Source organism: Mesorhizobium salmacidum (SeqCode) (assembly GCF_037179605.1).
Taxonomy (GTDB): Bacteria; Pseudomonadota; Alphaproteobacteria; order Rhizobiales; family Rhizobiaceae; genus Mesorhizobium; species Mesorhizobium salmacidum.
In genome coordinates this window covers 206,254-221,849 of record NZ_JAPYKS010000006.1, presented here as the reverse complement: position 1 = coordinate 221,849, position 15,596 = coordinate 206,254, and the positions used below count along the sequence as shown (strand labels likewise).

Annotated in this window: 15 protein-coding genes and 1 pseudogene; 6 read left to right on the top strand and 10 right to left on the bottom strand. The window is 61.7% G+C overall.

Going from position 1 to position 15,596, the window contains the following annotated elements:
• Positions 1-110 precede the first annotated feature (110 nt).
• Positions 111-941, top strand: coding sequence for a tetratricopeptide repeat protein (locus O7A60_RS10785; protein ID WP_337106227.1), 831 nt, complete (start codon positions 111-113; stop codon positions 939-941).
• An 84-nt stretch (positions 942-1,025) separates the two neighbouring features.
• Here the strand turns inward: O7A60_RS10785 and O7A60_RS10780 are convergent, their stop codons facing one another.
• The 9 genes from O7A60_RS10780 to O7A60_RS10740 form a co-directional block, all read right to left on the bottom strand.
• A complete protein-coding gene (locus tag O7A60_RS10780; protein ID WP_337106226.1) occupies positions 1,026-2,051 on the bottom strand; it encodes a type II secretion system F family protein in 1,026 nt (341 codons plus the stop codon).
• A 9-nt stretch (positions 2,052-2,060) separates the two neighbouring features.
• Positions 2,061-3,074, bottom strand: a complete 1,014-nt coding sequence (locus tag O7A60_RS10775) for a type II secretion system F family protein (RefSeq protein WP_337106225.1) — start codon at positions 3,072-3,074, stop codon at positions 2,061-2,063.
• Positions 3,075-3,103: 29 nt separating this feature from the next.
• The gene (locus tag O7A60_RS10770; protein ID WP_337106224.1) at positions 3,104-4,603 is read right to left on the bottom strand and encodes an ATPase, T2SS/T4P/T4SS family; all 1,500 of its coding nucleotides are present in this window, start codon (positions 4,601-4,603) and stop codon (positions 3,104-3,106) included.
• Positions 4,604-4,626: 23 nt separating this feature from the next.
• Positions 4,627-5,913, bottom strand: a complete 1,287-nt coding sequence (locus O7A60_RS10765) for an AAA family ATPase (protein ID WP_415926815.1) — start codon at positions 5,911-5,913, stop codon at positions 4,627-4,629.
• A gap of 48 nt (positions 5,914-5,961) precedes the next feature.
• Positions 5,962-6,693: a CpaD family pilus assembly protein gene (locus O7A60_RS10760; RefSeq protein WP_337106223.1), complete on the bottom strand. Its 732-nt coding sequence runs from the start codon at positions 6,691-6,693 to the stop codon at positions 5,962-5,964.
• A 14-nt stretch (positions 6,694-6,707) separates the two neighbouring features.
• Positions 6,708-8,222, bottom strand: a complete 1,515-nt coding sequence (locus O7A60_RS10755) for a type II and III secretion system protein family protein (protein WP_337106222.1) — start codon at positions 8,220-8,222, stop codon at positions 6,708-6,710.
• Positions 8,219-9,028: a Flp pilus assembly protein CpaB gene (gene cpaB / locus O7A60_RS10750; protein WP_337106221.1), complete on the bottom strand. Its 810-nt coding sequence runs from the start codon at positions 9,026-9,028 to the stop codon at positions 8,219-8,221. The genes O7A60_RS10755 and cpaB overlap by 4 nt, the downstream gene beginning before the upstream one ends.
• Before the next feature lie 213 nt (positions 9,029-9,241).
• Positions 9,242-9,760 (bottom strand): A24 family peptidase, encoded by a 519-nt coding sequence (locus tag O7A60_RS10745; RefSeq protein WP_337106220.1) that lies wholly within the window; start codon positions 9,758-9,760, stop codon positions 9,242-9,244.
• Between the two features lie 172 nt (positions 9,761-9,932).
• Positions 9,933-10,115, bottom strand: coding sequence for a Flp family type IVb pilin (locus O7A60_RS10740; protein ID WP_140507625.1), 183 nt, complete (start codon positions 10,113-10,115; stop codon positions 9,933-9,935).
• A gap of 358 nt (positions 10,116-10,473) precedes the next feature.
• Here O7A60_RS10740 and O7A60_RS10735 point away from each other — a divergent pair, with 358 nt between their 5' ends.
• From O7A60_RS10735 to O7A60_RS10725, 3 genes are all read left to right on the top strand, one after another.
• Positions 10,474-10,896, top strand: coding sequence for a pilus assembly protein N-terminal domain-containing protein (locus tag O7A60_RS10735; RefSeq protein WP_337106219.1), 423 nt, complete (start codon positions 10,474-10,476; stop codon positions 10,894-10,896).
• A gap of 139 nt (positions 10,897-11,035) precedes the next feature.
• Positions 11,036-11,617, top strand: coding sequence for a TadE/TadG family type IV pilus assembly protein (locus tag O7A60_RS10730; RefSeq protein WP_337106281.1), 582 nt, complete (start codon positions 11,036-11,038; stop codon positions 11,615-11,617).
• A gap of 40 nt (positions 11,618-11,657) precedes the next feature.
• A complete protein-coding gene (locus tag O7A60_RS10725) occupies positions 11,658-12,281 on the top strand; it encodes a TadE/TadG family type IV pilus assembly protein (protein ID WP_337106218.1) in 624 nt (207 codons plus the stop codon).
• A 5-nt stretch (positions 12,282-12,286) separates the two neighbouring features.
• On the opposite strand, the pseudogene O7A60_RS10720 reads toward O7A60_RS10725, so the two are convergent.
• Positions 12,287-13,206: pseudogene (locus O7A60_RS10720) on the bottom strand (phosphate/phosphite/phosphonate ABC transporter substrate-binding protein).
• Between the two features lie 254 nt (positions 13,207-13,460).
• Here O7A60_RS10720 and O7A60_RS10715 point away from each other — a divergent pair.
• Entirely contained in the window at positions 13,461-14,702 is a 1,242-nt protein-coding gene (locus O7A60_RS10715; RefSeq protein WP_337106217.1) for a phosphopentomutase, read from the top strand.
• Positions 14,695-15,585: a bifunctional DNA-formamidopyrimidine glycosylase/DNA-(apurinic or apyrimidinic site) lyase gene (mutM, locus tag O7A60_RS10710; RefSeq protein WP_337106216.1), complete on the top strand. Its 891-nt coding sequence runs from the start codon at positions 14,695-14,697 to the stop codon at positions 15,583-15,585. The genes O7A60_RS10715 and mutM overlap by 8 nt, the downstream gene beginning before the upstream one ends.
• The last annotated feature ends 11 nt before the right edge of the window (positions 15,586-15,596 follow it).

Sequence of the window (15,596 nt, the reverse complement as noted above, 5' to 3'; positions counted from 1 at the left end):
CTCGCCCGAGTCGGCGTTTCTTAACCCTCCGTTAGGGTTAACAGAATATTTCTGCTGGAGGGAAGATGGCCACGCAATGGCCACGCGCATGAATGGAGGCCAGGGTGCCGATGCCGACCAACCGCACGATAAACATCCGGGGAACGCGGCTCATCACCACGGCATTCGTGCTGGCGCTCGCGGCAGGTGTCGCGGGATGCGCAACCGACAAGCTCACCACCGGCTCGATCGGACGCACCAGCGGCAAGCCGCTGGAGACGATGTCGGCGGGAGAATTGCACAACGCCACTGCCGCTCTTGGCCAATCCTATGCGAGGAACCCCACCGACAAGCGAATCGCCACCAATTTCGCGGCGGCGCTGCAGATGGATGGGGATGCCGACCAGTCGCTCGCCGTGATGCGCAAGCTGGCGATCGCCTATCCCAAGGACCGCGACGTACTCGCCGCCTATGGCAAGGCGCTGGCCGCCAACGGCCAGTTCGAGGCGGCGCTCGATGCGGTGCGCCGTGCACAGACGCCGGAATATCCCGACTGGAGGCTGGTGTCGGCGGAGGCGGCCATCCTCGATCAGACCGGCCAGAAGGACGAGGCGCGCCAACTCTACCGCAAGGCCCTCGAACTCAAGCCGAACGAGCCCTCGATCCTTTCCAATCTCGGCATGTCCTATGTGCTGGAAGGGGATCTGCGCACCGCCGAGACCTATATGCGGTCGGCCGCCCAGCAGTCGAACGCCGACAGCCGGGTGCGCCAGAACCTGGCGCTCGTTGTCGGCCTGCAGGGTCGTTTCGACGAAGCCGAGAAGATCGCCTCGCAGGAACTTTCCCCCGAACAGGCACAGGCCAACGTCGCCTATCTCAGGCAGATGCTGGCCCAGCAGAACGCCTGGAGCCAGCTCAAGGACCAGGACAAGGCGAAACCGGCGAAAACCGCCACCAACTGATCGCCGCGGGCTTACCGCAAATCGTAAAAGCCGCGCTCGATTGCAGCGCGGCTTTTTGTTTCCGCAGACGGATTCTGCGTTGGTTTACTGGCTGGTCGACGCGGCCGCCCCGGGATGATCGCCGAAGATACCGCGCTGGCTGACCTGGATGCCCGCCGGCCCCAGGATGATGGCGAACAGCACCGGCAGGAAGAACAAGATCATCGGCACGGTGAGTTTGGGCGGCAGGGCGGCCGCCTTTTTCTCGGCGGCGTTCATGCGCATGTCGCGGCTTTCGGCGGCGAGCACGCGCAGCGCGTGCGCCACCGGCGTACCGTAGCGCTCGGCCTGGACAAGGGCCTGCGACACAGACTTGACCGATTCCAGCCCCGTGCGGCTGGCCAGGTTCTCGTAAGCCTGCTTGCGCTCCTGCAGATAGGAGAGTTCGGCGTTGGTCAGGATGAATTCTTCCGCCAGGGCCACCGACTGCGCGCCGATCTCGTCGGCGACCTTGCGCAGCGCGGCTTCCACCGACATGCCGGACTCCACGCAGATGAGCATCAGGTCGAGCGCATCCGGCCACGCCATCTGGATCGACTGCTTGCGCTTGGTCGCGCGATTGTTGACGTAGAGGACCGGCGCGTAGAAGCCGCCATAGGCAACCAGGACGCAAACGAACAGCCGGACCACCAATGGCTTGTCGGGCAATCCTCCGAGCACGAAAATATAGAACAGACCGAGCGCGAAGCCGACAAAAGGAAGCACCAGGCGGAAGAACAGAAAACGCGTTAGCGGATTCTGCCCGCGAAAGCCGGCAACCTTGAGCTTTTGCAAGGTGGCCTCGTCGGCCAACGCACGCCGCAGATCGAGCCGGTCGACAATGTTGCGCATGCCGACCGACTGTTGCTCGCGCAGACCTTTGCGGCGGCGATCGGCCTCGGTCGCAAGCCGCGCGCGCTGCTTGGCGCGAAGCTCATCACGCTCCAGCGCGACCGATTTCATGCGCGCCTTGAGCTGGTTTCCGCCAAACGCCGGGAGCAGCGTAAAGACGGTTGCGAACACGGCGATACCGACCAGCAGCGCAATCAGGAAGCTGGGATCCGTCAGTGATTTGATGGCTTGTTCGGTCATGCCGCGGCCCTAGACTTCAAAGTTCATCATCTTGCGCATCACGAAGATGCCGATCGACATCCAGACGGCGGCGAAACCGAGTATCAAATGGCCGACGCTGGTCGTGAACAGCGGCATCAGATAGTTGGGACTGGAGAGATAGACGAGAAAGGCGACGATGAAAGGCAAGGCGCCGATGATGGCGGCGGATGCTTTCGCTTCCATCGACAGTGCCGCGACCTTGGCCTTCATCTTCTTGCGGTCGCGCAACACGCGCGAAAGGTTACCCAGCGCCTCGGAGAGATTGCCACCGGCCTGCGATTGGATCTGGATGACGATGCCGAAGAAACTCGCCTCGGTGCACGGCATGGTTTCGGGCATGCGCAAGGTCGCGTCGGGGATCGACAGGCCCATCTGCTGCGAATCGACTATCCGGCGAAATTCGGCCTTCACGGGTTCAGGCGATTCATTGGCGATCAGGCGTATGGCGTCGTTCAGCGGCAGGCCGGACTTGACCGCCCGCACGATGATGTCGAGCGCGTTTGGAAATTCGTTGAGGAATGCCTTGACGCGGCGGATACGACGAAAGGAGACGAACCAACGCGGCAGGCCGAGCGCTCCGGCGAGCAGCACACCGGGCAAGACAATCATCGGCGCTCCGGCCATGAACGCGACGATTGCCAGCGCGAGGCCGAATATGGCCGAATAGATATAGAAACGCTCGATCGGCACCTTCATCCCAGCCTGGCGAAGCTGGGCTTTCAGCGGCGGCTTCTTGACGGCGGTGTCCTTGGTCTTCTGCTTCTCGTCGAGTTCCTTCAGGGAATCCTGCACCGATTTGCGGCGCTTGGCCGCGTCCGCCGCCCGGTCACGGGTCGCCTTGACAACAGAACGGTCCGTCTCGGCGGCCTTGATCGTTTCAAGCCGCTTTCCGGCCTGTTTCTCATTGCTGATCTGAGTGAACAGAAATGCATAAGCGACCGCGCCGGCGCTGAAGCCGGCGAGCACTACAAACGCCAATACGGTGCCGTCAATTCCAAACATCGACCAGAACCTTCACGCCCGCGGATGCGTCAGTCAGCACGTTTCTCCATAGCCTCGAGCGCTGTGGCGAGACGCTGCTCCTCGCCATAGTATCGGGCCCGCTCCCAGAAATGGGGGCGGCCGATGCCGGTCGAGACGTGTTCACCCAGCAGCCTGCCGTTGGCGTCCTCGCCCTTGATGTTATAGAGGACAATATCCTGCGTGATGATGACGTCGCCCTCCATCCCGATCACTTCGGTGATGTGGGTAATGCGGCGCGATCCATCGCGCAGGCGCGCCGCCTGGATGATCACGTCGATGGAGCCGACGACGATTTCGCGCACGGTTTTCTGCGGCAGCGAATAGCCGCCCATGGCGATCATCGACTCGATACGGTTCAGGCATTCGCGCGGGCTGTTGGAGTGGATCGTTCCCATCGAGCCGTCATGGCCGGTATTCATCGCCTGCAGGAGGTCGAAGACCTCGGGTCCGCGCACTTCGCCGACGATGATGCGTTCGGGACGCATGCGCAGGCAGTTCTTGACCAGGTCGCGCATCGTCACCTCGCCCTCGCCCTCAAGGTTGGGCGGACGCGTTTCCAGGCGCACGACATGCGGCTGCTGCAGTTGCAGTTCGGCCGAGTCCTCGCAGGTGATGACGCGCTCATCACGGTCGATGTAGTTGGTCAGGCAGTTGAGCAATGTCGTCTTGCCGGAGCCGGTGCCGCCCGAGATGACGATGTTGCAGCGGACACGGCCGATGATCTTGAGAACTTCGGCCCCTTGCGGAGAGATGGCGCCGAACTTGACCAGTTGGTCGAGCGTCAGCTTGTCCTTCTTGAATTTGCGGATGGTGAGCGCGGTGCCGTCGATGGCCAGCGGCGGCGCAATGACGTTGACGCGCGACCCGTCGGGAAGACGGGCGTCGCAGATCGGGCTGGATTCGTCGACGCGGCGGCCGACCTGGCTGACGATGCGCTGGCAGATGTTGAGCAGCTGCTGGTTGTCGCGGAAGCGGATGTTGGTCTGTTCGACCTTGCCGTTGACTTCGATGTAGACGTTCTTGGACCCGTTGACCATGATGTCGGCGATGTCGTCGCGCGCGAGCAACGGCTCGAGCGGCCCATAGCCGAGCACGTCATTGCAGATGTCCTCGAGCAGTTCTTCCTGCTCAGCGATCGACATCGCGAAGTTCTTGATCGCGATGATATCGTTGACGATGTCGCGGATTTCCTCGCGGGCGCTTTCGGGATCGAGCTTGGCGAGTTGCGACAGGTCGATCGTATCGATGAGGGCCGAGAAAACCTGGCTCTTGGTATCGTAGTAGGTTTCGCTCTTTTCGCGGCCTTTCCTCGGTTCCGGCGCCATCGGCGGCGCCTCGACCGCGCGCCGGGCCGGTGGCGCGACAGGCGCGCTCGGCTGAGGCGTGGCCGCGGGCCGGGCAAGAACCGCGGTGTCCGCCGAGACCGTGGCGGCCGGCGCAACCGGTGCCGGCTGGCGAAATTCCGGCGTGAACCGATTGCCGTCGTCGTTGCCTCTTTTACCGAACATGACCGACTACTGACCCCATTGCGTCACTTCTTGTTGCGCGAGAGCTTGCCGAGCAGACTGCCCAGGCCAGCCTTCTTTTTCGCTCTGATTTCGCTGCGGCCGGTCAGCACATGAGCAATCTCGTTGATGGTGGCCACAACCGGGTTCTTGGCATCCATCTCGCCCAGCATGCGTCCGTTGTTTGCGGCATTGCCGAACAGCAAGGGATCAAAGCCGATGACCGACATCGGTGTCAGGCCGAGCGGCTCGGCGAAATCGGATGACGATATCTCCGGCCGCTTCGGCACGCCGGCCTGGTTGATGATCAATTTCGGCGGCGGGTCGTTCGGGCGAAGCCGCTTCAACATGTCGACCAGGTTCTTGGTGTTGCGCAGATTGGCCAGTTCCGGCGTTGCCGTGATGACGACCTCGTCGGCCTTGACCAGCGTGTTCTTGGCCCATCCCGTCCAGACATGGGGAACATCGAGCACAAGGATCGGCACGCTGCGCTGCGCGGTATCGACAAGCTGCGCGAAGGCGTCGGGATCGAAATCGTAGACGCGTTCCAGCGTCGAGGGCGCCGCGAGCAGCGACAGATGCTCGGCGCATTGGGTCAGCAGCCGGTCGAGATAGACTTCGTCGATACGCTCGGGCGAGAACACGGCCTCGGCGATGCCCTGGGCCGGATCCTGATCGAAATTGATGTTGGCGGTGCCGAAGGCGAGATCGAGGTCGGCCACAACGACCTCGGATTTGAACAGAGAGGACATTGCCCAGGCAACATTGTGGGCGATCGTGGAAGAGCCGACGCCGCCCTTGGCGCCGACGAAGGCGACCGAGCGGCCGAGCGGTTCAGCTTCCGGATCGACAAAGATCGACGACACGACGCTGACGATGTCGGCCATCGACACCGGCGCGATGACATATTCGGAGATGCCGGAGCGGATGAGTTCGCGATAGAGGCCAACATCATTGTAGTGACCGATCACCACCACTTTCGAGGATGGATCGCAGTATTCCGAGAGCTGGGCGAGTTGCTCCAGCAGCTGCTTGGGTTCGCTGCGCGATTCCAGCAGGATCAGGTTCGGTGTCGGCGCCGACTGGTAGAACTCGATGGCGGTGGGAACGCCGCCCATATGGACCTTGAGGTGCGCCTTGGTCATGCGGCGGTCCTCGCCGGCGCGCTGGACCGGATTGGCAACGCCCTCCGTCTCACAGAATGCCTGGATCGAAATGCGCGGAACCGGCCGCAACGCCTGCATCGCGGCGACGTCCTGCGGCGAGGTATCACCCTCGACAGTGGCGTCGTAGGCAAGGTTGCTCATGGTCATGCTCTTTTCCGTGGCCTGTTCGTGGCGTCGCTTCTTTCCGAGGGCGGCTTAGTAAGTCACTTCCGAGTTGCCGAGGAATTCATCCGAAATGCCCCTGTCTTGGTAGACACCGATGGCTTTGCTGCGATTTGCCGCATCAATGGTGGTAGACTTACGCGGCCCGAGAAGATCGCCTGGATTGGCCATCTGGGCGGCAAGATTGTTCTGATAGGAGCAGCCGAAATCGGCGTAGTGCTTGTTTTCCGACGTTTCCACCAGGTCGGCGGGCCACCGTCCGCATTTGTCGGTCTGTGCCCTCACCGCGATGTAGGAGACGCGAACCGGGGCTGATGCCTCGCTCGATCCAGCCTGATAGGAGACCACGACGATCCGGTCGCGCTTGATGCCGGCGGCGACCGCGAGCCGGGCGAAATCGCGGCCGGCAGCCGTCGCGGCGACTTCGTTGGCCGATCCGCTTGGAATCTGGATCGTCAATGCCGGAGCGGCACTCTTGTCATAGCCGTCGAGGAAACCCAGGAGCGTGTCGCGCTGCGAGCCGGTCATGCCGCGGTCGCCGGCGCCGACAGGAAGATCGATCTTCTGGTTCTTCTCCGCGATGACGATCGGATGATTGGTGCGATAGTCGTCGGGGATGGCGCCGACGGTAATGCTGTCGCGGTGGGCACAACCGGCCAGCAGAGCCGATACCGCCACCGCCATGATCGGAAGGGCTCGCAGGCTTATCCGAGAACGGCCGGAGCGCATCGCCATGGTCCTTGCCTTCAATGCTGACTGAGACATGTCTGCTTTCCCGTTCACTTGTAGATGAAGCCGACAACGCCGTGATAGCGGCCATTGGGCCTGTCGGTCTGCATGGTGCCGTAGACGCGATTGACACGCCCAAGGAACATGCCGGCGCCGTCGCTCGGAGGGTTGAAATTGTCGTCCGGCTTGGCGAGATCATTGCGCGCCACGGGTTTCACCAGATAGGGCGTGATGATGATGACGAGCTCGGTCTCGTTGCGCACGAAATCCCTGCTGCGGAAGAGTGCGCCAAGGACGGGGATCTTCGTCAGCCCGGGCAAGCCGTTGACGGCCTGCCTGACATCGTCGCGAACTAGGCCAGCGATCATCATGGAGCCGCCGGAGGGTAATTCCACGGTCGTATCGGCAAGACGCTTGCGCAGCGACAGGACATTCGTGCCGGGACTCGTCACACCCGAGGACAGCGAAACGGATCCTTCGGTTGTCGGCTCGGAAACCGACGTTCTGACTTTCAGGCTGATGCGGCCGGGAGACAGCACCACCGGCTGGAATTCCAGGCCGATACCATATTCGATCTTGTCGATGGTATAGTTCTTCAGGCCGGTCTGGTTGTCGGTTGATACGTTCGCGGTGACGCCGGTCACCATGTTGTATTCGCCACCCACCTTGAACGTCGCCTTCTCACCAGATACGGCGGTCAGGGTCGGCTCGGCCAGCGTCTTCATGACCCCGGACTGTTCCATGGCGTTGACATAGGCCTGCAACCCCGAGGCGCCGATTGTGAAGCCCGAATTCGACAATTGCTTGCCGAGGCCGTTGAAATTGTCGCTGATCGCTCCATAGCTGATGCCGTTGCTGCCGCCGCTGCCGACCATGTTGACGCCAAGCTGCTTCATCACGGAGCGGCTGACTTCGGCCACCGTCACCTTCAGCGTGACCTGATCGTCTCCGATGATCTGCAGCAGATTGACGATTTGGCTGACGCGGCGCTCCTGGTCCGGGTTGTTGATGTCGACACCGCTCTGGGCCGAGCCGCCGGCGGCGGTCTGCGAATATTGTCCCGTCGTCGCTTCACCGCCGGACACAAACATATTTGCCAGCTGTTCGGCGCGCTTAGCATCCAAGGGTGTATCCACGGTGCCGGTCAGAACCACGTTGTCATTTAGAAGTTCCACCTTGACGGCCGAGGTCGGAATGAAGCGCTTGATATAATCCTCCAGGCCGGCGACGTCGCGCTCGATGGACAGGTCCAGGCTGGCGATCTGTTCGCCGTTCGGCCCAAAGACGAAGATGTTGGTTTCGCCGACCGCCTTGCCGAAGAGGTAGATACGCCTTGCGGTGCGGGTCACCGCATCGGCAACGGAGGGATTGGCGACAAGAATGTCGTAGGCATCGCTCGGCAGGTCTATGACCACCGACTTGTTGAGGCCAAGCTTGACGCGCTGGGTGGCTGTCGTGGCCGACACTTTCGTGCTCTTCGCCTCGACGCCCTGCACATTCGCTCCGACGAGCAAAAGGCCGAGTGCCATGGCCACGATTGCCGGCAGTTTAGCGCTTAGCCTCATTTCCTTGCCCCTACTTCGGAGACTTCGCCCGACTTGATCAGCCTCACCGTTCCCCGGCGGCCATTGCCGGAAACGAGATAGTCGGCCTCGTCCACATTCTTTTCCTGGGTGTCCGTGATCGCCCGCAGCGCCAGCGTCAGGCGATCCGCCATCTGTTGGGCGACGGTGATGATCTCCGCCTGTTTGGGTGTCAGCTCCAGCGTGGCGGTCTGGCCCACCCTGGTCTTCTTGCCTTCCTCGTCTTCCTGGATGGTCTGGTCGATTGCCAGGACGCGGATATTCTTCAGGATGGTCTCGGTGCTGAATCCGGCCCCGGTGTTGGCATCGGCCCTGCGGGTCATGATGACGTCGACGAAATCGTTGGGAAGGATGAAGCCGCCGGCCGAAGTGTCCGCCGATATCGTCGTTGCGACCGCCCGCATGCCGGACGGCAGGATGGACGACATGAAGCTTTGTCCCTCGCCGATCAGCTTGGAGCGCCTTACGGGCTCGCCGGCATACATCGGCACACGGGCAATCGACCCTTTCAGCTTCTCCAGGGCATCGGGAGCTGTGGCCTTGGTGATGAAATTCGCGTTGATGCCGTCAGCAGGCCAGGATTGCCAGCTTATGTTGTTCTCGAGCGCGTTGCCCATTGCGACATCGCCCGAGAGCACAAGCACGTCCTGCAGGGCCACCGCGGGGGCCTGGGGGCCAGAATCGACGACGACCTGAGGCGGCGGAGCGACCATGTTTTTCGCAACATAGCCAGCACCGCCCGCCGCGGCCACCGCCACGCTCAGAATAATCAATCGGGATGCTGGCATCTGTCCGAACCCTCGCCCTTGGCAAACCAACCTAGCCAAGCCGGACTTTGCAGCGGCAATCGTCAAAACAAGGTTAATGCAATGCTTACGATCGTGATTAATTTAAGGTTTATATAAATTAGAATGGATCGCGCCGTGAGGCGCGGAAATGCTGGGCGGCCGCTCCGCAAAGCCGACGTGCAAGGCATGTCGGCCGACGAAAATTTAATGAATTCAGCTCGCCAGCCTTGCCAGCGCCCACACCATCAAGGGGGAATCGGGATAGGTCAGCAGGCCTCCCAGGCCGAGCGCGATCCCGTAGGGAACACCGGCTGATTCTTCCGCAAAATGACGCAGGAATGGATTGCGTCCGGTGAACATCGCCAGAGGCGATTTCCGGTAAAACAGGATCGCGATTGTCAGAAGGCCGCCGATGATTGTCGAAGCGACAAGATATTCGACGAGATGGACGTTGAGCCCCATCCACACGGCCGTGGCGGCCAGCAGCTTGGCGTCGCCACCGCCCATGCCACCCAAGGCGAACAGACCGAATGTCACGGCCAAGACAATGGCGCCGGCGGCGAAATGCCAGCCGTAAACCGCCCATTCCATGCCCGTCAGCGGCGCCACCAGCGCGAAGACGGCGACAAGCAGCACCGGCACGCGATTGGCGATCGTCATCGACAGCATGTCGGAGATCGCTGCAAACAGCATGCAGAACGGAAAGACGACGAAGATCAGGGCTTCAAGCATCGAGGCTATGCCTATTGTCGGATTCCACGGGGCTCAATCTAGGCATGTTCGATTAACGATTGATGAGGCCCGGAACGAAAAGACGACTGGTATTGGCAGCGGCATAGAACAAGGGCCGCAACGCGGCGGCCCTTGTTCAGAATGCAGTCTGGGTGTTCAGCAATACGACAGATCAGCTGCCGCTGCCTGCGGTGTTCATCGCGGTACCGATAGTGGTAAACTTGGCATTGATTGCATTGCCGAGCGCGCCGGCGCCGGTGATGATGGCGAGCGCGATGAGAGCGGCGATCAGACCATATTCGATGGCGGTCGCGCCGGATTCGTCCTTCACGAAACGTGCGATGAGATTAGACATTCGAGAGCTCCTACTCCACGTGTTACAGCACTTCCGTCAACTTCTGTGATGGTTGATCGGATGCTGGCAATCTAGGGAGAAGCTCTTTCAATCGGCTTAATAAACAGCCTTACCGATTCCTTTCCCGGCTCGAGCCGAGTGCGTGGTTAACTCTACACTAAGCGCTGGCTAATATTCCGTTTCGCGGGTCAACGCCGTAAAAGGCAAGGGCTTGCGGAAGCTTGCGGGCCCTGCGCGCATCGGGCCATGCGGGTAGCCATGCCGACCGCTACATCCGGCGGCGGCAAGCCGACTTAACCGTTGGTTCACCAATCTCGTTCATGTTCCGTTGAACAGTCCGCTTGCGTGGAGCGCCTTGATGGCCGTGCCGAAATCCTCAATCCTGATTGCCGCGCTTCTTGTCGCCGCCAGCTTGATTACGCCCGCCAGGGCTGGCGCCGACATCGAGGTCACCATGAATCAGGCCAAGATCGTGAAACTGTCGCGCCCCGCCGATACCATCGTCGTGGGTAACCCGGCAATCGCCGACGCTTCCGTCCAGGATGCCTCGACGATCGTACTCACCGGCAAGGGTTTCGGTGTCACCAATCTCGTCGTTCTCGACCCGGACGGCAGCCCGATCGTCGACGCACAGATTACCGTGGTCCGCCAGGCAGCCTCGTCGGTTCGCATTTACCGGCGCGCGGATGTCCAGACCATGTCGTGCACGCCCTATTGCGAAAGCTCCTACAAGAGCGAGGCGGAGAAATCGTCCGAAGCCGAGATGAACCTCAGCAAATAGGCTGCACGGAGTGCGCCCTGGCCCAGGTTACCGCCTGGTTAAAACGCCCGCGCCGACTTTAACGATCATTCAAACCGGACCTCAATTGGTTTGCGCTAGTAGACCTGTCAGCACCGTCCAGGGATGGCAGGAACATCGCATGAGCATGGAATTCAGCTCGACAGATCAGCACAAGATGGAGCGCACCAGATCTTTCAGGCGCTTCGTGCGCGACCGGCGCGGCAGCACGGCGCTGGAGTTCGCGCTGCTTGCAATGCCGTTCGCACTCCTGGTGTTCGCCATCCTCGAAAGCTGCATCTCGTTTGCCAGCCAGGAGGTGATGGCCAACATCACGGACGATGTCGCACGCCGGCTGCGCACCGGCCAGTTAAGGGCCGCCGACATCGCCGGAGATAGTTTGAAGAACATGATCTGCGACAAGCTGGAAATCATCGTTTCCCAGGATTGTCCCAATCAGTTGAGCGTCGATCTTCGCCAGTATACGGCGTTCGCCGACGCGGCTTTGGCCGGCTTCAGGATTCAGGGCGGTGACATCAAGCTGACGAACAGCGGCGCCGATGTGCCCTTTACCGTCACGGCGGGTGCGGCGGAATCAAAGAACATGCTGCGGGTCTTTTACAAATGGCCGATCATGACCGACCTGATGGCGCAGTCGATGGGGGGTAACAAAACCCTGCATTTCGCTTCAGTGACCTGGCAGAACGAGCCGTTCGACAATTGAGACTATCACGCAAGCACCAACAAGAAAAAAGGCAACGAGTATGATGCGTGCGGGGGCACATCTGGGAATTGCAGGGCTCTGGGCCAAATCGGTCAGGTTCTGGTCCAATCGCCGCGGCGTCGCGGCGGTCGAGTTCGCGCTTATCGCGCCTATCCTGCTGGTCATGTATTTCATGACCTTGGAGGCTTCGCAGGCCATCGAGACAAGCAAGAAGGTCAGCCGTGTCGGCAGCATGGTCGCCGATCTCGTGACGCAACAGCCGAGCATCGTCAAGGCGGACCTCGATGCCATTATGAAGATCGGCAGCGTAACCCTTCAACCCTACAACCGCTCGACGCCGGACATCACCATCACGGCCATACAGGTCACCACCGATGCCACGCCGAGGGTGCTGGTGGTGTGGTCGCGCAAGGTGGTCAACGGTGTGAACGGCGTCGGAGCCACCGCCGGCACCGCGACCACGGTTCCGGCAACGCTCAAGGTCGCCGGCACCTTCCTCATCCGCGTCGAGAGCAATCTCAACTATTTGCCGATCATCGGCTGGACGACGGACAGCCAGCAGAAGCTTGGAATGACCCAATCTCTCACAACGGCGATCCCGATGGGCGAAACCTATTATCTGCGCCCCCGCAGGAGCGTCACGATTCCTTGCGGCGACTGCTGAAGACCTTATCGCCGCCCACCATCGACCGACACCAGGCGCACGATGGCCTCCGCCGTGGCATAATCTTTTGAAACCACGGGCATAAAGCCGCCGGCATGCTTCGATTCCAGAAGATCGTAGACATCCGGCGTCGTTGATTTGAGGTTGGTGAGGAACACGGTCAGCCGACGCTTGGCTTCCGGATCGAGATCGCTGCGCACCGCATGGGACCGTATCGCAGCAGACCCGACGTCCACACAACCTGAAGGGCCGACGCCGAAAGGCCTGATGCCTCGAGCCTTGCCTGCGTGCCCCCTGACAGCTGCGGCTGGCCGTCGGCCGCTGCCCTCACCCAGCCGAACATGGCGTCGGCCTCGCCATCGACGAGCGTGGTTTCGGCCGCCGACGCCGAAGGGGCATGGACAAGAAACCGTGCATCTTCGGCGATCTCGACGTGTTCGGCAGCCAACCCCGCCAAGGGCAAAAGAGAACCGCCGACGCTATCAGGCGGCGATATGGCGACCCGGTGGGTCTCCATATCGGCCAAGCCGCGCAGTTTGCCATCCCTGGTCAGCAGTACCGAGCGGATGCCGGCCACACCGTCGGAATCGACCGGAGCCACGAGCGGCTCGATGCATCCGCAGCGCTGCAGCGCCGTGGCGTAGGCGGTCGCCGAATAGATGGCGTATTCGATCCGTGCATTGGCCTGTCCCTCGATCAGTGCCGCATAATCGCGGGCAACGACGAACTCGACCTTCATGCCGAGCGCATTGGTAAAGGCTTGCGTCAACACCGACAGCCCCGGAACGGTGTTGCCGGCGCCGGGCTCGGCGACGATGCCGATACGAAATGTACCTATATCATCGCGCCAGTCTGCCCACGCCGGTTCACACCAGAACGCGTTTACAGCGATCAAGGCGGTCCATGCCTTGAGCGCAGTCGACAGGACCGTCCCGCCTCTTGTTCCGTCCATGGATCCCTCGTCACAACACCTGATCGTTGTGTGAATCTCGTTGCCAAGACCGCCAGGCACATTGGGGCGACATGGATCCCTAGCCTGTCATGTCGTTATCCCCAAAACCGCTGCGCACTTTTGGGCGACATGACTATCGCGCCAAGCCGTTGCCGTTTGGTTTCCGAATTGCCAAGGCCGCCGCGGAACCCTATGTCTGGGTATCCACACTGGCAACAAATAACCCGATGGCGCGTGCTTTCCTCTTCGTCCTGGATTCCTTCGGCATCGGCGGCGCGGCCGACGCTGAAAGCTATGGAGATGCCGGCGCCAACACGCTGGCGCACATCGCCGAAGCCTGCGCCGAAGGGCGCGCGGATCGCGAAGGGCTTCGTCAGGGACCGCTGTTCGTCCCCCATATGGCATCGCTGGGACTTGGCAAGGCGGCCGAGACCGCGACAGGACTGGGGTTTACGCATTTCGGGACGGACCTGCTCGCCAATGCCTTCCACGGCGCGGCGCAAGAGATTTCGAGCGGCAAGGACACGCCTTCCGGCCATTGGGAGATCGCAGGCCTGCCGGTGCGCTTCGACTGGGGTTATTTCCCGGACACGGTTCCCGCCTTCCCGGCCGACCTGACCGAGGCGATCATCCACGAGGGCAAGGTGCCCGGCATTCTCGGCAATTGCCATGCGCCAGGTACCGAGATCATCGCGCGGTTCGGCGAGGAACATATCCGCACCGGCAAGCCGATTTGCTACACGTCGGTCGATTCCGTCCTGCAGATCGCCGCGCATGAGGTCCATTTCGGCCTGGAGCGGCTCTATGAATTGTGTCAGGTGGTGCGCCGGCTGGTCGACCCGCTGAGGATCGGACGGGTGATCGCGCGCCCCTTCGTCGGCGAAACATCAGCCACGTTCGAGCGAACCTACAATCGCCACGACTACGCCGTGCCGCCACCCGAGCCGACATTGCTCGACCGGCTGACGGCGCGCGGCAGCCGCGTCGTCGCCGTCGGCAAGATCGGCGACATCTTCGCCCATCGCGGGATCTCGCAAGTCCGCAAGGCCGCGGGCAACATGGCCATGTTCGACCAGGCGCTGATCGCGATGGACGAGGCCACCGACGGCGACCTCGTCTTCGCCAATTTCGTCGATTTCGATACCGAATTCGGCCATCGCCGCGACGTCGCCGGTTATGCCGCCGCGCTCGAGGCCTTCGACCGGAGACTGCCGGAGGCCTTCGCGAAGCTGAAGCAGGGCGACCTTCTCATCCTGACCGCCGATCACGGCAACGATCCGACCTGGCGCGGCACCGACCATACGCGTGAACGCATTCCGGTCATCGGCACTGGACCCGGCCTCAAAGGCGGCGACATAGGGCTTAGGGCGACATTTGCCGATATCGGCGAGACCGTTGCCGAACATCTTGCGCTGACGCGCGGCCGCAACGGCATATCCTTTTATGCCTCGATTGGCGGCCATGCCTGAATTACCCGAAGTCGAAACGGTCCGGCGCGGTCTGCGGCCGGTCCTGGAAGGTGCCCACCTGGCCGAGGTCGAGATGAGACGGCCCGACCTGCGGTTCCCCTTCCCCGAACGGTTTTCGGAGCGGCTGACCGGCAGGACGATCACGGCGCTTGGACGGCGGGCCAAATATCTGACCATGCATATGCTGGGCGGTCCGGTGCTGATCTGCCATCTCGGCATGTCCGGCTCCTTTCGCATCGAGACCGGCAACGACGACGAGACACCTGGCGTGTTCCACCATGAGCGCTCGAAGAGCGCGGCACACGATCATGTCGTGTTCCATGTCGTTTCCGCCGCCGGCGGGCGGTCACGTGTGATCTTCAACGATCCGCGCCGCTTCGGTTTCATGCTGTTTGCGCAAGAGCCGCCGGAGACGCATCCGATGCTCGCCGGACTGGGCGTCGAACCCACCGGCAATGCGCTGGACGGCGTTCTGCTTGCCTCGTTGCTGAAAGGCCGCAGATCGCCGCTCAAGGCAGCGCTTCTCGACCAAAGGCTGATCGCCGGCTTAGGCAATATATATGTCTCGGAGGCGCTCTGGCGCGCCGGCCTGTCACCGCTACGTGAGGCTGGCACCATCGGCAGGCCAGGCAAGAAGGCCAGGGAACAAAGCGAACGCCTCGCCGAGGCGATCCGCTCGGTCGTATCAGATGCCATCGCGGCCGGCGGGTCTTCACTGCGCGACTATATGCACACTGATGGATCGCTGGGTTATTTCCAGCATTCCTTCGCCGTCTACGACCGCGAGGGTGAGCCTTGCCCCAAGCATGGCTGCGGCGGCCATGTCGAACGTATCGTGCAGAGCGGACGCTCGACCTTCTATTGCCGGACCTGTCAGACGTGAGCTAGACCGGT

Coding starts and splice junctions, on each gene's coding strand:
- O7A60_RS10760 (WP_337106223.1), bottom strand. CDS start 6,693: ATGTCTCAGTCAGCATTGAAGGCAAGGACCATGGCGATGCGCTCCGGC.
- O7A60_RS10765 (WP_415926815.1), bottom strand. CDS start 5,913: ATGACCATGAGCAACCTTGCCTACGACGCCACTGTCGAGGGTGATACC.
- O7A60_RS10775 (WP_337106225.1), bottom strand. CDS start 3,074: ATGTTTGGAATTGACGGCACCGTATTGGCGTTTGTAGTGCTCGCCGGC.
- O7A60_RS10780 (WP_337106226.1), bottom strand. CDS start 2,051: ATGACCGAACAAGCCATCAAATCACTGACGGATCCCAGCTTCCTGATT.
- mutM (WP_337106216.1), top strand. CDS start 14,695: ATGCCTGAATTACCCGAAGTCGAAACGGTCCGGCGCGGTCTGCGGCCG.
- cpaB (WP_337106221.1), bottom strand. CDS start 9,028: ATGCCAGCATCCCGATTGATTATTCTGAGCGTGGCGGTGGCCGCGGCG.
- O7A60_RS10770 (WP_337106224.1), bottom strand. CDS start 4,603: ATGTTCGGTAAAAGAGGCAACGACGACGGCAATCGGTTCACGCCGGAA.
- O7A60_RS10730 (WP_337106281.1), top strand. CDS start 11,036: ATGAGCATGGAATTCAGCTCGACAGATCAGCACAAGATGGAGCGCACC.
- O7A60_RS10735 (WP_337106219.1), top strand. CDS start 10,474: ATGGCCGTGCCGAAATCCTCAATCCTGATTGCCGCGCTTCTTGTCGCC.
- O7A60_RS10755 (WP_337106222.1), bottom strand. CDS start 8,222: ATGAGGCTAAGCGCTAAACTGCCGGCAATCGTGGCCATGGCACTCGGC.
- O7A60_RS10745 (WP_337106220.1), bottom strand. CDS start 9,760: ATGCTTGAAGCCCTGATCTTCGTCGTCTTTCCGTTCTGCATGCTGTTT.
- O7A60_RS10715 (WP_337106217.1), top strand. CDS start 13,461: ATGGCGCGTGCTTTCCTCTTCGTCCTGGATTCCTTCGGCATCGGCGGC.
- O7A60_RS10725 (WP_337106218.1), top strand. CDS start 11,658: ATGATGCGTGCGGGGGCACATCTGGGAATTGCAGGGCTCTGGGCCAAA.
- O7A60_RS10785 (WP_337106227.1), top strand. CDS start 111: ATGCCGACCAACCGCACGATAAACATCCGGGGAACGCGGCTCATCACC.
- O7A60_RS10740 (WP_140507625.1), bottom strand. CDS start 10,115: ATGTCTAATCTCATCGCACGTTTCGTGAAGGACGAATCCGGCGCGACC.